This window comes from Bradyrhizobium sp. Gha (genome assembly GCF_900113735.1).
In the GTDB taxonomy this organism is placed as follows: domain Bacteria; phylum Pseudomonadota; class Alphaproteobacteria; order Rhizobiales; family Xanthobacteraceae; genus Bradyrhizobium.
In genome coordinates, this window is record NZ_FOQM01000024.1 from 1 (window position 1) to 14,557 (window position 14,557).

Sequence of the window (14,557 nt, forward strand, 5' to 3'; positions counted from 1 at the left end):
GGCCTGATCCATCACTCCGATCGCGGCACCCAATATGCTTCAACCGAATATCGCCAAGCGCTGCAAGCCGCCGGCTTCCTGCCTTCGATGAGCCGCAGAGCCGACTGCTACGACAATGCCCCTATGGAAAGCTTCTTCCACACGCTCAAGTCCGAACTGGTCCATCACCGCCAATATGCTACCCGCAATGAAGCAGAGCGCGACATCTTCACCTACATCGAGGGCTTCTACAATCATCACCGCAGACACTCGGCCATCGGCTATATCAGCCCGGTCGAGATGGAGCTAAAATCGGCTTGAACCCTGTCCACTTTTTCGGGGGAAGATCAGGGTTTTCATCCCGGGCCCACTCCGCTAAACCGCGCGCCATGAACCGGACTGGACTGTTTATCGCTCTCGCCCTGTGGCTCGTGATCGGCGTCGTTTTCGGGCTCTATCCCGAGCTCGATCTCAAGCTCGCGGCGCTGTTCTTCGATCCCCAGACAAAGACCTTTCCGCTCAAGCTGAACGACTGGGCCGGCGTCGCGCGTGACGCTGCGATGTGGGTGTCCTGGGGCTGTGTGCTGCCGTCGCTGGTGGCGCTCGTCGTCAAGATGATCAGGCCCGATCGTCCCCTGATGGTGTCAGGCCGCGCGATCGTGTTCCTGCTGGCAACGATCATCCTGTCGGCCGTCATTCTCACCAACCTCACCTTCAAGACCTATTGGGGCCGGCCGCGGCCGGTGGTGGTGAGCGAGTTTGCCGGCGATCAGCAGTTCGTGGCGTGGTGGGATCCGCGCGGCGATTGCGCGCGCAATTGCTCGTTCTTCTCGGGCGAAGGCGCGACCGCGTTCTGGACGCTGGCGCCCGCCGCGCTGGCGCCGCCGGCATGGCGGCCGCTCGCCTACGCCGGCGCGCTGGTGTTCGGCGCCGTGACCAGCGGCCTCCGGATGGCCTTCGGCGGCCACTTCTTCACCGACGTTGCAACCGCCGGGCTCGTCACCTTCGTCGTGATCTGGTTCGGCTACGCCCTGATCTACCGTTGGCCGCGGACCCGGTTTTCCGACGCGGCGGTCGATGCCGCCCTGACCCGGCTCAACATGCCCGCCTACCGGCTCCGCAAGCGCCTGTTCGGCCGCAAGACCGGCCCGGCGGCGTCGGTTTGAGCCATTAAAAGCGTGCCGATCCGGGCGAAATTTGATATTCGCGCGGTCAAACCAAGCCCCTCATCAGCCCCTAAGACCCGATTGGAAGCCCCATGACCACGATCCTGAAAAGCCTGCCCAAGGGCGAGAAAGTCGGCATCGCGTTTTCGGGCGGCCTCGATACCTCTGCGGCGCTGCTCTGGATGAAGCAGAAAGGCGCACGCTGCTACGCCTATACCGCCAATCTCGGCCAGCCGGATGAAGCCGACTACAATGAGATCCCGCGCAAGGCGCAAGCCTTCGGCGCGGAGAAGGCCGTGCTGGTCGATTGCCGCACGCAATTGGTCCACGAAGGCATCGCCGCGATCCAGTCGGGCGCCTTCCACATCTCGACCGGCGGCATCACCTATTTCAACACCACCCCGCTCGGGCGCGCGGTCACCGGGACGATGCTGGTCGCGGCGATGAAGGAAGACGGCGTCAACATCTGGGGCGACGGCTCGACCTTCAAGGGCAACGACATCGAGCGCTTCTACCGCTACGGCCTGCTGACCAATCCATCCCTGCGCATCTACAAGCCCTGGCTCGACCAGCAGTTCATCGATGAGCTCGGCGGCCGCGCCGAGATGTCGGCGTTCATGACCGCGCAAGGTTTTGCCTACAAGATGAGCGCCGAGAAGGCCTATTCGACCGACAGCAATCTGCTCGGCGCCACGCACGAGGCCAAGGATCTCGAAAGCCTCGACAGCGGCATCAAGATCGTCAATCCGATCATGGGCGTGCCGTTCTGGCGCGACGATTGCGCGGTGAAGGCCGAGAAGGTCGTCGTGCGTTTCGAGGAGGGACAGCCGACGGCGCTGAACGGCAAGACCTTCTCTGATCCGGTCGCGCTGTTCCTCGAAGCCAATGCCATCGGCGGCCGCCACGGCCTCGGCATGAGCGACCAGATCGAGAACCGCATCATCGAGGCCAAGAGCCGCGGCATCTACGAAGCGCCGGGCATGGCGCTGCTGCACATCGCCTATGAACGCCTCGTCACCGGCATCCACAACGAGGACACCATCGAGCAATACCGCATCAGTGGCATGCGGCTCGGGCGTCTGCTCTATCAGGGCCGCTGGTTCGACTCGCAGGCCTTGATGCTGCGCGAGACCGCGCAGCGCTGGGTCGCGCGCGCCGTCACCGGCGAGGTCACGCTGGAGCTGCGCCGCGGCAACGATTATTCGATCCTCAACACGGAGAGTCCGAACCTCACCTATGCGCCGGAACGGCTCAGCATGGAGAAGGTCGAGGACGCCGCCTTCACGCCGGCCGACCGCATCGGCCAGCTCACCATGCGCAATCTCGACATCGCCGACACGCGCACCAAGCTCGGTCTCTATTCGAAGACCGGCCTGCTCTCAGGCAGCGAAGGCTCGCAGATCTTCCGGCTCGAGAGCGACAAGGGCTGACGCCTTCGGCTAACCTACCCTACAAGGCAAAACAAAAATGGCCGGGATCACTCCCGGCCATTTTCTTTTCTGCGGTGGTCTTACTGCCGCGGCGGAGGCGGTGCCGCGTTGGCCTGGCCGCCGTTGAGCAATGGGGTGATGCGGCGGACGGTGACGCGCCGGTTGATCAGGCTCGGCCCGTCGGTCTGCTCCTTCAGATACTGCTTGCCGTAGCCCTGCGACGTCAGGTTCTCCGCGGGCACGCCGAACTGCTGGGTCAGCAATTCGGCCGCGGCCTGCGCCCGGCGATCCGACAGCGACAGATTGTCGACGTCGTTGCCGACCGCATCGGTGTGGCCCTCGATCAGGAACACTTCCTGCGGGTTGGCCTGGATCGCCTGGTTGATGCCGTCGGCGATCACCTGCAGCCGCGCCGCCTGGTCCGGCGGAATGGTCCACGATCCCGTCGCGAAGTTGATCGTGTTGACGTCGATGCTCGGCATCTGCATGCGAACATTGGGGCTGTAGCGGATCTCGTCGAGCGAGTAGCGCCGATCGATTCGCTGTACCGGCGGCGCCCGCATCGTGTCGTAGATCACCTCCGGCGATGCTTCCTGGGCGTCGACGATGTAGCGATCATAGGGGATGCTGACCACCGGCGGCGGCACGTCGACATAGAAGCCGCCGACCGCCCGCGGATCGCGATAGGTGTTGTCGATGATCACGATCTCACGCCCGCGCTGATCCCTGCGGATACGGCGCATCAAGCTCCCGTCCGGACCGACCACCGTGATGATTTCGGTGCCGTCAGGACGGATCACGACCGTGCGGGTCTCGCCGCCGACCGTCTCGGTGCGGATGTCACGGGCGCCGTAGCGGAAGCGATAGAGATCGTTGCCGCGGACGTATTCCTGCCCGCTCGGGTCGCGAACGATGATGCGATCCGGCTCTGTGTAGACGGTGCGGCCGCCTTCGACGATCTCCTGCCGCTGGTTGCGGTAGTCGGCGATGGTGGCGCCGATCACGGCACCGGCCACCACGCCCGCACCGAAGGCAAGCGGCGTCAGGTCTCGCTGCTGCGGACGCGGCGGGGGCGGCAGCGGCGCTGCGACGGCTGGCGCGGCCCGGAAAGCGGGAGCAACCGTCGGCGGCGCGTACTGCGCCTTGTCGGGCGGCGGTGCGGCGGCTGGCGTGGCAGGAACGACAGTCGGCGCCGCGGCGCCCGGCGGCGGCGCGGGGGGACGCTGCACGGCACCGGCCTGCGGCGCCACCGGCGGAGTGCCCGCGGCGGGCGCGCCGGCTGGCGGGGTTGCACCCTGACGTCCGGGAGCCTGCGTTGCCGACGGAGCCGGGGTTGCACCTGGAGCCGGTGCTCCGGCAGCCGGCGGAGCGCCAGGACGTCCGGGGGGCGTGGCGCCAGGTGCCGGCGTTGCCGATGGCATGGGGGTGCCAGTCGGAGCCGGAGATGATGGTGCCGGACGAGCTGCAGGCGCCGGAGCGGGCGTTGCCGTCGGGGCTGGCGCTGCGTTGGGCAGCGGCCGGGCCCCGGCCGGCGGCGTAACGGGGGGCGGCGGAGGCGTTGGCGTTGCAGCCGGACGCCCCGGTGTCGCAGTCGGCGCCGGAGTTGGTGCAACAGGAGCGTGCTGCTGCGGAGTCGCAGCCGGAGGCGGCGGCGGGGTCGGTGCATGCTGCTGCGGCGCTGCGGCCGGAGGCGGCGGTGGGGTCGGTGCATGCTGCTGCGGCGCTGCGGCCGGAGGCGGCGGCGGGGTCGGTGCATGCTGCTGCGGAGCTGCGGCCGGAGGCGGCGGTGGGGTCGGTGCATGCTGCTGCGGCGCCGCAGCCGGGGGCGGCGTCGGCGGCTTGGGTGCTGCAGGCGGTGGTGGGGGCGGCGGAGGCGCCTGATGGGTCGCAGGCGGCGGGGGTGGCGGTGTCGGGCGTGACGGCGCGGCGGCCGGCGGAGGTGCGGCGGGCGGATGCGGCGGTGCAGCTGCCGGCGGCGGCGCGCTGGGTGCCTTGGGCGCGGCAGGTGGCGGCGCGGTCGGATGCGCGGGCGGTGCTCCCTTTGGCGCTTCCTTCGGCGGCTGCTTCGGCTTTCCGTCAGGGCCCGTCTCTTGAGGCTGGGCCTGCGCGACGACGAGCGGCGCGCTTTGCGCATGCGATGCGGAGCTTGCGAATTGCATCGCGGTCAGAGCCGTCGTGGCAAGCAGCACGAAGCGAAGATTGGTCATGTCGTGAAATTCCCCGGAAGGTTCTTTGACGGAGTGAAGTGGGATGATGAACAGCTACGCGTTAGGCCGGATTGTGGCGGGCAAAGACACTGCGTCGCGATTTATTTCTGCATGCAAATCATGTCACGCGAGCAACGTTCATTGCGCATTCAGACCCAGCTTGCAATCGCATCACATGTGACCCTGCGACGAATTGGCATCCGTCGCGGGATTCGGCGCGAGCGGCCCGTTCGGTCCACGCGAAGGAATCTCGTCAGGCCTGCTTCCCGGCAATTCATCGGGCCGCGGTGATTCGCCGGGCTCGTGCACCGGTGGCGAGATTTCAGGCTGCGGATTGCCCGGCGGAATTCCAGGCGGCGGCTCGGTCGGCGTGCCGGGTGTCGATGGCGGTATCTCGGGCGGTTCGATCGGCATCGGCATCATCGAGGTCAGTTGTCAGGAGGACGACAACGACGATGTCGCGCCGATGTTCCCGCATCGCGCCCGCTCTATTCCGGCGCGTGACAAACCGCCTCGATGTTGTGGCCGTCAGGATCGAGCACGAAGGCGCCGTAATAGTTCGCGTGATAGTGAGGGCGGATGCCGGGTGGTCCGTTGTCGCGGCCACCGGCGGCCATCGCAGCCTCGTAGAACGCATCGACCGTGGCGCGATCTTTTGCCGATATTGCGACATGCACCGGCTTGTTCAGCGCGCCTTCGCCGCCGATCCAGAAATCCGGCTTGCCGTCGGCGCCGAAGCCTGCGGCCCGATCGTGGCCGGTCTGCTCCTGCGTCACTTCCATGATCAGGCTGTAACCGAGCGGCGCCAGCGCTTTGGCGTAGAACGCCTTGGCGCGCTCGTAGTCGGAGACGGGGAAGCCCAGATGGTCGATCATCGCTAGCCTCTGTTGTTCAGCGTGACAGGAAGGTATTGCTTCTCGTCTTTCGTGCGATCGTAAAGCCGCGCGCAACCATGTCAGCAATACAATCTTGCTGCCATTCGTTCTGTGACAGATGCTCGATCACCACCGCGCGGGGCCACAGTGACGGCGGCGCATCGCGGAAGAATCCGATCAGCACGCGGTCTTCAAAGCCCTCGACGTCGATCTTGAGCGAATCGACCCGTGTGACGCCGGCCTCGTCGAGGATGCGGGTGAGCCGCAGCGAGGGCACCTTGATTGCATCAGCGCCGGCCGCGCCGGTGACGACGTGCGTGGCGCCGAGATTGCCGCCGCCGCTTTCGATCATCAGCTCGCCGTCGCTGTCGCCCGCGGCGGCCTGCACCAGGCGCACCTGTGTTGCCTTGGATGCGGCATGGTTGAACGAGAGCCGCCCAAAGGTCAGCGGATGCGGCTCGATCGCGACCACCTTGCCATCGGTGCCGACGTGCCGCGCCATCACCAGCGCGAAGGTGCCGACATTGGCGCCGACGTCGACGAACGTGCCGCCGGCCGCCGTATGCTGGCGCAGGAAGTCGAGCTCGTCGATGTTGTAGTCGGGGTTGAACAGCGCGCCGCGTTCGGTGGCGCTGCCCTGGTGATAGAAGCGGAACGAGGCACCCTGATATTGCACATCCACGGGGCCGCCGCGCAGCAGATTGAGCAGCCGCGACATCCACGGTCGAAACGCACCGCGCTTCAGCCGCGATCGCTGCACGAGACCGAGGATCGCAGCCTGCGCGGCGGTCGGCGCAAACGCGCCGAACGGCGCGGTCGAAAGGGCGGTATCGGGCGTCAAGCAGGCGGTCCTCGTTGCAGGCGGCGCATGCATAGCCGGTTTTGCCGGGGACTCCAACGGCGCTCAGGCCGCCTTTTTGGCCGCCGGCTTGCGCTGGCGCAGGAAGCGGCCCAGCAGCTTGCGTTTGCCCTTGCGCGGGATCAGGTCAATGTCGCTGACGAGCTTCGCGCCGCCCTTGCGGCGCTCCAGCACGATCTTGCGGCTGTGGAACGCCTCGAGCTCGACGCGATGCGCGACGCTGACGATGGTGGCCTCTCGCAGCTCATCGGTGACCATCTTCATCATCTTGTCCTGGCTCTTCTCGTCGAGCGCGGAGGTCGCCTCGTCCAGCACGACGATATCAGGGCTGTGTAGGAGCAGCCGCGCGAAGGCGAGACGCTGCTTCTCGCCGCCCGACAGCGTCTGGTCCCACGGCCCCTCTTCCTCGATCTTTTCCTTGAGATGGTCGAGCCCGACCTTGTGCAGGGCCTCGCCGATCTCAGCGACGGTCCAGTCGTCCTCGGCGCCGGGATAGGCGACAGCGCGGCGCAGACTGCCGGAGGGCACGTAAGGCCGCTGCGGCAGCATGAACAGCCGCCGGTCGGGATGAAGATTGACGCTGCCGCCGCCCCATGGCCAAAGGCCTGCGATGGCGCGCACCAGCGTGCTCTTGCCGGTGCCGGATTCGCCCGCGACCAGCAGCCGTTCGCCGGGTTCGATCACCACTTCGGTTTCGCCGACGACAGCGGTGCCGTCGTCGAGCGTGACCGAGAGATCTTTCATCTCCAGCATGGCGTCGTTGGCGGTCTCGCCGCGCTTGATGCGGCCAAGGCCGTCACCCTGCTCGGCGCGCTCGAGGCCGTCGAGCGACATCATCAGCGAGGCGATGCGGCGGGCGCAGGCGTTCCAGTCGGCAAGCCGCGGATAATTGTCGACCAGCCAGCCGAACGCGCTCTGCACGATGGTGAAGGCGGAGGCCGCCTGCATCACCTGTCCGAGGCTCATGCTGCCGTCGAGGAATTTCGGCGCGCAGAGCAGCAGCGGCACGACAGGTGCGACGAGGCTCGAGCCCTGCGACACCAGCGTGGTGCGCATGTGCTGGCCGGCGAGCCGCGCCCATTGCCGCAGGACGTCGGCGAAGTTGCGGTCGATGCCGCCGCGCTCCTCGTCCTCACCGCCCAGCAGCGCGATGCTCTCGCCATTCTCGCGCACGCGGGTCAGCGTGTAGCGGAAATCGGCTTCGGCCTGGTTCTTGTCCTCGGAGACCTGCACGAATCGACGCCCGATCACCAGGATCGAGCCCGAAGCGATGCCCGCATAGAGCATTGCGGCAATCACGAGGAAGCCGGGAATGGTGACCGGGGAGCCGCCAAGCGTCACGGTGAGCGCGCCGCCGATGGTCCAGAGCACGACGATGAAGGTCGCGGCCGACAGCAACGCCGACGTCACGCCGGCAAGAAAATCGACCGGCGAATCCGTTGCGACGCGCAGGTCTTCGGCGATCCGGTATTCCGGATTGTCGTGGTCGCCGCCGACGAGGTTGAGCTGGTAGTAGCGTCCGTTGGCCAGCCAGCGCGTCAGCACGCTGTTGGTGAGCCAGGCGCGCCAGCGCCGCTGGATGCCCATCCGCGCAAACACCTGGACCACACCGAGCATGATGCTGCCGATCGCGAGCGGGAAAAACAGCGCCGTCAGGTGGAAGACCGTTGGCGCATCGCGCTTCTCGATCGCGTCGAAGATCGCCCTGTTCCAGACATTGACGCCGTATTGGAAGCCGACGGTCAGGATGATGAGCACCACGAGGCCGATCGAGAATGGCCAGGCCAAGCGGTCGCCCTTGCGGCTCCAGAAGCCGCGCGCGCTGATCCAGAACCGGGTGAGCAGATAGTCCTTCCGTGCCTGCTCGGCCTCTTCGGGGCTCAGCTCGGAATCCGGCTCCAGCAATTCCGGCGGCGGCGGAGCGATGTCATCGCCGTTCTCGCCGGTGATCTCTACGATGGGCGGCGTCCTGCCTTGCGCATTGTTTCGGACCGGCTTCTGCATGCGGGGACAACGCGAGCCGGTTCCCTCGGGTTCCCGGGCTCACTCCGCGGCGCCGCCGCGCACCGGCTTCAACCGTGCCGCGCGGTGCAGAACGCGCGACAGTTCCTCGATCGAATAGGGCTTTTGCACGAGCTCGAAGCCGGCGACACCGTCCTGGGACAGAGCGTGGCTATAGCCCGTGGTCAGCACGATGGGCACGCCGATGCAGCGATCGCGGATCGCCTGCGCAAGATCGAGCCCGGTCATCCCGGGCATGACGACGTCGGAGAACACGACGTCGAACCTTTCGGGGGCGCCGACGAGTTCGGTGAGCGCGTCGGTGGCGTTGTCGACCAGCGTGATGCTGTAGCCGAGCTCGGTCAGGCCGTCGGCGGCGAAATTGCCGAGCTCGACATTGTCCTCGACGACCAGCACCGACATGCCGCTGCCGGCGACGGCCGGCGCCGTGGTCGGTGCCTCGCTGCGAGGCAGCAGAGCTGCGGGCACGCGCGGCAGATAGAGCGAGAAGGTGCTGCCCTGGCCGACCTCGCTGATGACGGTCACCTCGCCGCCGGATTGCCGAGCGAAGCCGAACACCTGCGACAGGCCGAGACCGGTGCCCTGGCCGACCTGTTTGGTGGTGAAGAAGGGCTCGAAAATGCGCCCCAATTGCGTGGCGGGGATGCCGATGCCGCGATCGCTGACGGTGACGCAGACGAAACCGGGATCGTTCGAGATCTGGCTGCCGGAGACGGGCGCCAGCGTATCAGGAAGGGTGGTCGCCGCATGCACCGTGAAGACGATGCGGCCCTTGCCCTGCATGGCGTCGCGCGCGTTGGTCGCCATGTTGATCATCGCAGTCTCGAACTGCCCGGCATCGGCATTGACGAGGCAGGGCTCGGCCGGCAGCTGCGTGACGATCTCGATCGCAGGTCCCAGCAGCGTGGTGAGCATGTCGCGCAGCGATTGCACGCGCTCGCCGACATCGAACACTTCGGGCTTCAAGGTCTGCCGGCGGGCAAAGGCCAACAGCTGCGAGGTCAGCTTGGCCGCGCGTGCGACCGCGTCCGCGATCGCGGTGATGTAGCGCTGCCGCCGCTCCTCGCTCAGTTGCGGCCGGTTCAGGAGGTCGACGGACGCGCGGATCACGGTCAGGAGGTTGTTGAAATCGTGCGCGACGCCGCCGGTGAGCTGGCCGAGCGCCTCCAGCCGCTGGCTGTGCTTGAGCGCCTCCTCGACCTCGCGCCGCTTGGCAGCCTCGAGCTGCAGATGCTGCGTGCGCCGGAACGCGAAGGCGAGCAGGACGAACAGCAGCGCGGTGGCGGGAGCGCCGAACACCAGATGCTGGCTTATGGTGCCGAGCCAGCGGGCGCGGATCGCCCCGGTCTCGAGGCCGGCGCTGACATAGATCGGATATTCGGCGACGCGCCGGTAGCCGATGCGCCGCTCGATCCCGTCCGATGGCCAGGCGATGGTGATCAGCCCATGATCGGGATGGGTCGCGATGGCCCGGCCGACCGGGCCATTCGGATCGAGCCGGAAGTCGCGGTCGAGCCGCGGGAAATGCGCCAGCAGCGTGCCGTCCGTGCGTCCCATCGCGAAGAAGCTGCCGGGATCGGCGCCGATCCTGGCGTAAAAGCTCGCGAAATATTCCGGCAGCACGGAGGCCTGGATGACGCCGGTGAAGCTGCCGTCGTCGGTTGAGCGGCGCCGGCTCACGCCGAAGAAGCGCGCGCCCTGGTAAGGCGCTCGCGGCGTCAGCGTGGTGCCGATGAAAGTGCCGATGCTCTGGTCGACATGGGCGTAGAAGTAATCGCGGTCGGCAAAGCTCTGCGGCGGCGGCGGCGACGCCAGGCTGTTGACCAGCACCTTTCCATCCGCATCGAAGATCCAGGCCGATTTGAGCTGCGGCAGCGAATCCGTGAGCTGCTTCAGGCGCCGGTGCAGCGCCGGCTCGCGCGCGCGGATGACATCGTCGGGAAGGTCGCGCACGACCTCGGTGAGCTCCGCAAGGCTCCGATCGATGGTCTCGAACACCTTGAGCGCGTGCTCATGGGCGACATCGAGCGAGCGCTCGATCTCACGGTCGGCGATGTCGCGCGTCGAATTCCAGGAGATCGTGGAGGCAATCGCGAACAGCGCAATCGGCAGCGCCAGGGATGCCGCCATCATCCACTGCAGAAGTCTCAGCGAGTTGCGTTGTGCGCCCTGCACGGTCGCTCCGGTCCCCTGACCGGAGAGCTTACTTGAATCTTACGCCTGGAAGGAAGCGGCTTGTGAGGAACTGGAGGTTGCAATTCACCGGTTCGCGCGTGCAGCGGGATGAGGAAAATTTTCCCCGAAATCGCTCCGCCCGGAGCACGCCCCGGCCTTCCGGCCGGGGCCATAGCGCCGAAAGTGCCTTAGATCTGGCGCTCGACCATCTTGAGCTTGAGCTCGGCGATGGCCTCGGCCGGGTTCAGCCCCTTCGGGCAGGCCTTGGCGCAGTTCATGATGGTGTGGCAGCGATAGAGCCGGAACGGGTCCTCGAGATTGTCGAGCCGCTCGCCGGTGGCCTCGTCGCGCGAATCAGACACCCAGCGGTTGGCCTGAAGCAGGGCGGCGGGGCCGAGATAGCGGTCGCTGTTCCACCAATAGCTCGGGCAAGAGGTCGAGCAGCAGGCGCACAGGATGCACTCGTAGAGACCGTCGAGCTTCTCGCGGTCCTCGTGGCTCTGGCGCCATTCCTTCTGCGGCGTCGGCGAGGTCGTCTTCAGCCACGGCTCGACCGAGGCGTATTGCGCGTAGAAATTGGTCAGGTCGGGAACCAGGTCCTTCACGACAGGCTGGTGCGGCAGCGGGTTGATCTTCACCGCGCCGTCCTTCACGTCGTGCATCGAGCGGGTGCAGGCCAGCGTGTTCTGGCCGTCGATGTTCATGGCGCAGGAGCCGCAGACGCCTTCGCGGCAGGAGCGGCGGAAGGTCAGCGACGGATCGATGTGGTTCTTGATCCAGATCAGGCCATCCAGCACCATCGGACCGCAATCATTGGTGTCGACGTAATAGGTGTCGACGCTCGGATTCTTGCCGTCGTCAGGATTCCAGCGATAGACGCGGAATTCGCGAACGTCGGTCGCGCCCGCGGGCTTCGGCCAGGTCTTGCCGCCGGTGATTTTCGAGTTCTTCGGAAGTGCGAATTCAACCATTGCTCTAACCTTTCGTCATTCCGGGGCGATGCGCAGCATCGAACCCGGAATCTCGAGATTCCGGGTCTGGTCCTTCAAACCATCCCGGAATGACGAGCACCGTTGCTTCTCAGTACACGCGAGCTTTGGGCGGGATGTACTGCACGTCGTTGGTCATGGTGTAGTCGTGAACCGGGCGATACTCGATCTTGACCTTGCCGTTGTCGTCGAGCCAGGCCAGCGTGTGCTTCATCCAGTTCTTGTCGTCGCGCTCGGAGAAGTCCTCGCGCGCATGGGCGCCGCGGCTCTCGGTCCGGTTGGCGGCCGAGTTCATCGTCACCACCGCCTGCGAGATCAGATTGTCGAACTCCAGCGTTTCGACGAGATCCGAGTTCCATACCAGCGAGCGGTCGGACACGGCGATGTCGGTGATTCCGCTGTGGACCTTCGCGATCAGGTTCTGACCCTCACTCAGCACCTCGCCGGTGCGGAACACGGCGCAATTGTTCTGCATCACGTGCTGCATGCCTTCGCGCAACTTCGCGGTCGGCGTGCCGCCGGAGGCGTAGCGATAATGATCGAGGCGGCCGAGCGCGAGGTCGGCCGAGTTCGCCGGCAGCTCGGGCTGCTTGGCGTTCGGCGTCAGCTTCTCGGCGAGACGGAGCGCTGCGGCGCGGCCGAACACGACGAGGTCGATCAGCGAGTTCGAGCCGAGGCGGTTGGCGCCGTGCACGGAGACGCAGGCCGCTTCGCCGATCGCCATCAGGCCCGGGATGACGGCATTGTCGTCGCCGTCCTTCTTGGTCAGCACTTCGCCGTGATAGTTCGTGGGAATGCCGCCCATGTTGTAGTGCACGGTCGGGACGATCGGGATCGGCTCGCGCGTCACGTCGACATTGGCGAAGATCTTTGCGGATTCGGAGATGCCCGGCAGGCGCTCGGCGAGCACCGAGGGATCGAGATGGTCGAGATGCAGGAAGATGTGGTCCTTCTTCTTGCCGACGCCGCGGCCTTCGCGGATCTCGATGGTCATCGCGCGCGAGACGACGTCGCGCGAGGCGAGGTCCTTCGCCGACGGCGCGTAGCGCTCCATGAAGCGCTCGCCCTCGGAGTTGACGAGATAGCCGCCCTCGCCCCGCGCACCTTCGGTGACGAGGCAGCCCGAGCCGTAGATGCCGGTCGGGTGGAACTGCACGAACTCCATGTCCTGCATCGGCAGGCCGGCGCGCAGCACCATGCCGCCGCCGTCGCCGGTGCAGGTGTGCGCCGAGGTGCAGGAGGCGTAGGCGCGGCCGTAGCCGCCGGTGGCGAGAATCACGGTCTGGGCGCGGAAGCGGTGCAGCGTGCCGTCGTCGAGCTTGAGCGCGATGACGCCGCGGCAGGTGCCCTGGTCGTCCATGATCAAATCGATGGCGAAGAACTCGATGAAGAACTCGGCCGCGTGACGCAGCGATTGGCCGTACATCGTGTGCAGCATGGCGTGACCGGTGCGGTCGGCGGCGGCGCAGGTGCGCTGCGCCTGGCCCTTGCCGTAGTCCATGGTCATGCCGCCGAACGGGCGCTGGTAGATCTTGCCGTCCTCGGTGCGCGAGAAGGGCACGCCCCAGTGCTCGAGCTCGTAGACCGCCTCGGGCGCGTTGCGCACCATGTATTCGATCGCGTCCTGGTCGCCGAGCCAGTCCGACCCCTTCACGGTGTCGTACATGTGCCAGCGCCAGTCGTCCTTGTGCATGTTGCCGAGCGAGGCCGAGATGCCGCCTTGCGCCGCGACGGTGTGCGAGCGGGTCGGAAACACCTTGGTGATGCAGGCGGTGCGAAGGCCGGCTTCGCTGCAGCCGACCACGGCGCGCAGGCCCGCGCCGCCGGCGCCGACCACGACGACGTCATAGGTATGGTCTTCGATCGGATAGGCTTTGCCGTTGGTGGCGGGAGCGCCGTTGCCCTTGCCATTCGTCTCGGTGGCCATGGGTTACACTCCCGATGAAAGTTTCAGGATCGCATAGGTCGAGGCGAGCGCCACGGCGATCGAGAAGAAGTTGTTGAGCATGATCGAGATGAGCTTCAGCTTCTCGTTATGGACATAGTCCTCGATCACGACCTGCATGCCGATCTTCATGTGCCAGGCGCTGGCGATGATGAAGAGCAACAGGATCAGGGCGACGGGAAGCGAGGAGAGGATCTGCGCGGCGCCGGCCTGGTTGCGGCCGAGCAACATCATGATGATCACCAACACCGGGATCATCAGCAGGGTCATGGCGACGGCGGTGATGCGCTGGCGCCAGAAATCGGACGTGCCCGAATGCGCGGCGCCGAGACTACGGACGCGGCCGAGCGGGGTGCGCATGCTGCGCTTCGGGGTATCGGCTGTGCTCATCGTCCACCTCCGGTCGCGTAGGCGATGATCCAGATCAGTACCGTCAGGGCAATGCCGCCGATCAGTGCGCCCCAGGTCAGCGCTTCGCGCTCATTGGCCTTGAAGCCGTAGCCGAGGTCCCACACGAAGTGCCGGATGCCACTCAACATATGGTGCATCAGCGCCCAGGTGTAGCCGAACACGATCAGCCGGCCGATGATGCTGCCGGTGAAGGCCTGCACGTTGGCATAGGCCGCCGGGCCCGAAGCCGCCGCGACCAGCCACCAGACCAGCAGCAGGGTTCCGACGTAGAGGGCGATACCGGTGGCGCGATGAACGATGGACAGCGCCATCGTCAGCGTCCAGCGGTAGACTTGCATGTGTGGTGAAAGCGGTCGTTCGATCCGTGCGGTCATGGGCTTTTGATGTCTATGGCGGCCCGGCAGGGCGCGCGCGGGGATCGCGAAAGGTCGGCTCTATTTACGGAGTCGATTTGGCCTGCGCAATCACCAAATCGCCATAAATCGAACCGGCGTTCAGC

General features: G+C 66.2%; 13 protein-coding genes. 3 read left to right on the plus strand and 10 right to left on the minus strand.

What is annotated here, in order from left to right; genetic code table 11:
• The 3 genes from BM222_RS25295 to argG all read left to right on the plus strand — a co-directional run.
• Positions 1 to 300 (plus strand): IS3 family transposase (locus tag BM222_RS25295; protein WP_143106035.1); only part of this gene is annotated, 300 nt, incomplete at its 5' end.
• A 68-nt stretch (positions 301 to 368) separates the two neighbouring features.
• Complete coding sequence (locus BM222_RS25300; RefSeq protein ID WP_092233802.1) at positions 369 to 1,145, plus strand: phosphatase PAP2 family protein; 777 nt, start codon at positions 369 to 371, stop codon at positions 1,143 to 1,145.
• 92 nt (positions 1,146 to 1,237) lie between these two features.
• Positions 1,238 to 2,575, plus strand: a complete 1,338-nt coding sequence (argG, locus tag BM222_RS25305; RefSeq protein WP_092233805.1) for an argininosuccinate synthase — start codon at positions 1,238 to 1,240, stop codon at positions 2,573 to 2,575.
• A gap of 80 nt (positions 2,576 to 2,655) precedes the next feature.
• Here argG and BM222_RS25310 read toward each other — a convergent pair whose 3' ends face one another.
• The 10 genes from BM222_RS25310 to sdhC form a co-directional block, all read right to left on the minus strand.
• Complete coding sequence (locus BM222_RS25310) at positions 2,656 to 4,782, minus strand: OmpA family protein (RefSeq protein ID WP_092233808.1); 2,127 nt, start codon at positions 4,780 to 4,782, stop codon at positions 2,656 to 2,658.
• 171 nt (positions 4,783 to 4,953) lie between these two features.
• Positions 4,954 to 5,196 (minus strand): hypothetical protein, encoded by a 243-nt coding sequence (locus BM222_RS25315; RefSeq protein ID WP_177243453.1) that lies wholly within the window; start codon positions 5,194 to 5,196, stop codon positions 4,954 to 4,956.
• Positions 5,197 to 5,270: 74 nt separating this feature from the next.
• Complete coding sequence (locus tag BM222_RS25320; RefSeq protein ID WP_092233823.1) at positions 5,271 to 5,657, minus strand: VOC family protein; 387 nt, start codon at positions 5,655 to 5,657, stop codon at positions 5,271 to 5,273.
• Positions 5,658 to 5,673: 16 nt separating this feature from the next.
• Complete coding sequence (locus BM222_RS25325; RefSeq protein ID WP_092233828.1) at positions 5,674 to 6,531, minus strand: FkbM family methyltransferase; 858 nt, start codon at positions 6,529 to 6,531, stop codon at positions 5,674 to 5,676.
• A gap of 30 nt (positions 6,532 to 6,561) precedes the next feature.
• The gene (locus BM222_RS25330) at positions 6,562 to 8,520 is read right to left on the minus strand and encodes an ABC transporter ATP-binding protein/permease (RefSeq protein ID WP_092233831.1); all 1,959 of its coding nucleotides are present in this window, start codon (positions 8,518 to 8,520) and stop codon (positions 6,562 to 6,564) included.
• Between the two features lie 39 nt (positions 8,521 to 8,559).
• On the minus strand, positions 8,560 to 10,713 hold the full coding sequence (locus tag BM222_RS25335; protein ID WP_092233836.1) for a hybrid sensor histidine kinase/response regulator family protein: 2,154 nt from the start codon (positions 10,711 to 10,713) through the stop codon (positions 8,560 to 8,562).
• A 188-nt stretch (positions 10,714 to 10,901) separates the two neighbouring features.
• Positions 10,902 to 11,684 carry a succinate dehydrogenase iron-sulfur subunit gene (locus BM222_RS25340; RefSeq protein ID WP_027533258.1) on the minus strand — a complete coding sequence of 261 codons (783 nt, stop codon included), beginning with the start codon at positions 11,682 to 11,684 and terminating at the stop codon, positions 10,902 to 10,904.
• Between the two features lie 109 nt (positions 11,685 to 11,793).
• On the minus strand, positions 11,794 to 13,629 hold the full coding sequence (sdhA, locus tag BM222_RS25345; RefSeq protein ID WP_092233839.1) for a succinate dehydrogenase flavoprotein subunit: 1,836 nt from the start codon (positions 13,627 to 13,629) through the stop codon (positions 11,794 to 11,796).
• A 3-nt stretch (positions 13,630 to 13,632) separates the two neighbouring features.
• A complete protein-coding gene (gene sdhD, locus BM222_RS25350; protein ID WP_092233842.1) occupies positions 13,633 to 14,037 on the minus strand; it encodes a succinate dehydrogenase, hydrophobic membrane anchor protein in 405 nt (134 codons plus the stop codon).
• Positions 14,034 to 14,432, minus strand: coding sequence for a succinate dehydrogenase, cytochrome b556 subunit (gene sdhC / locus BM222_RS25355; protein WP_092233846.1), 399 nt, complete (start codon positions 14,430 to 14,432; stop codon positions 14,034 to 14,036). Before sdhC ends, sdhD begins: the two co-directional genes overlap by 4 nt.
• Between the last annotated feature and the right edge of the window lie 125 nt (positions 14,433 to 14,557).

What these genes read in the sequence shown, in the direction of transcription:
- BM222_RS25320 (WP_092233823.1), bottom strand. Translation starts at nt 5,657, where the DNA reads ATGATCGACCATCTGGGCTTCCCCGTCTCCGACTACGAGCGCGCCAAG.
- BM222_RS25300 (WP_092233802.1), top strand. Translation starts at nt 369, where the DNA reads ATGAACCGGACTGGACTGTTTATCGCTCTCGCCCTGTGGCTCGTGATC.
- BM222_RS25340 (WP_027533258.1), bottom strand. Translation starts at nt 11,684, where the DNA reads ATGGTTGAATTCGCACTTCCGAAGAACTCGAAAATCACCGGCGGCAAG.
- BM222_RS25310 (WP_092233808.1), bottom strand. Translation starts at nt 4,782, where the DNA reads ATGACCAATCTTCGCTTCGTGCTGCTTGCCACGACGGCTCTGACCGCG.
- sdhA (WP_092233839.1), bottom strand. Translation starts at nt 13,629, where the DNA reads ATGGCCACCGAGACGAATGGCAAGGGCAACGGCGCTCCCGCCACCAAC.
- sdhC (WP_092233846.1), bottom strand. Translation starts at nt 14,432, where the DNA reads ATGACCGCACGGATCGAACGACCGCTTTCACCACACATGCAAGTCTAC.
- argG (WP_092233805.1), top strand. Translation starts at nt 1,238, where the DNA reads ATGACCACGATCCTGAAAAGCCTGCCCAAGGGCGAGAAAGTCGGCATC.
- BM222_RS25330 (WP_092233831.1), bottom strand. Translation starts at nt 8,520, where the DNA reads ATGCAGAAGCCGGTCCGAAACAATGCGCAAGGCAGGACGCCGCCCATC.
- sdhD (WP_092233842.1), bottom strand. Translation starts at nt 14,037, where the DNA reads ATGAGCACAGCCGATACCCCGAAGCGCAGCATGCGCACCCCGCTCGGC.
- BM222_RS25315 (WP_177243453.1), bottom strand. Translation starts at nt 5,196, where the DNA reads ATGCCGATCGAACCGCCCGAGATACCGCCATCGACACCCGGCACGCCG.
- BM222_RS25325 (WP_092233828.1), bottom strand. Translation starts at nt 6,531, where the DNA reads ATGCATGCGCCGCCTGCAACGAGGACCGCCTGCTTGACGCCCGATACC.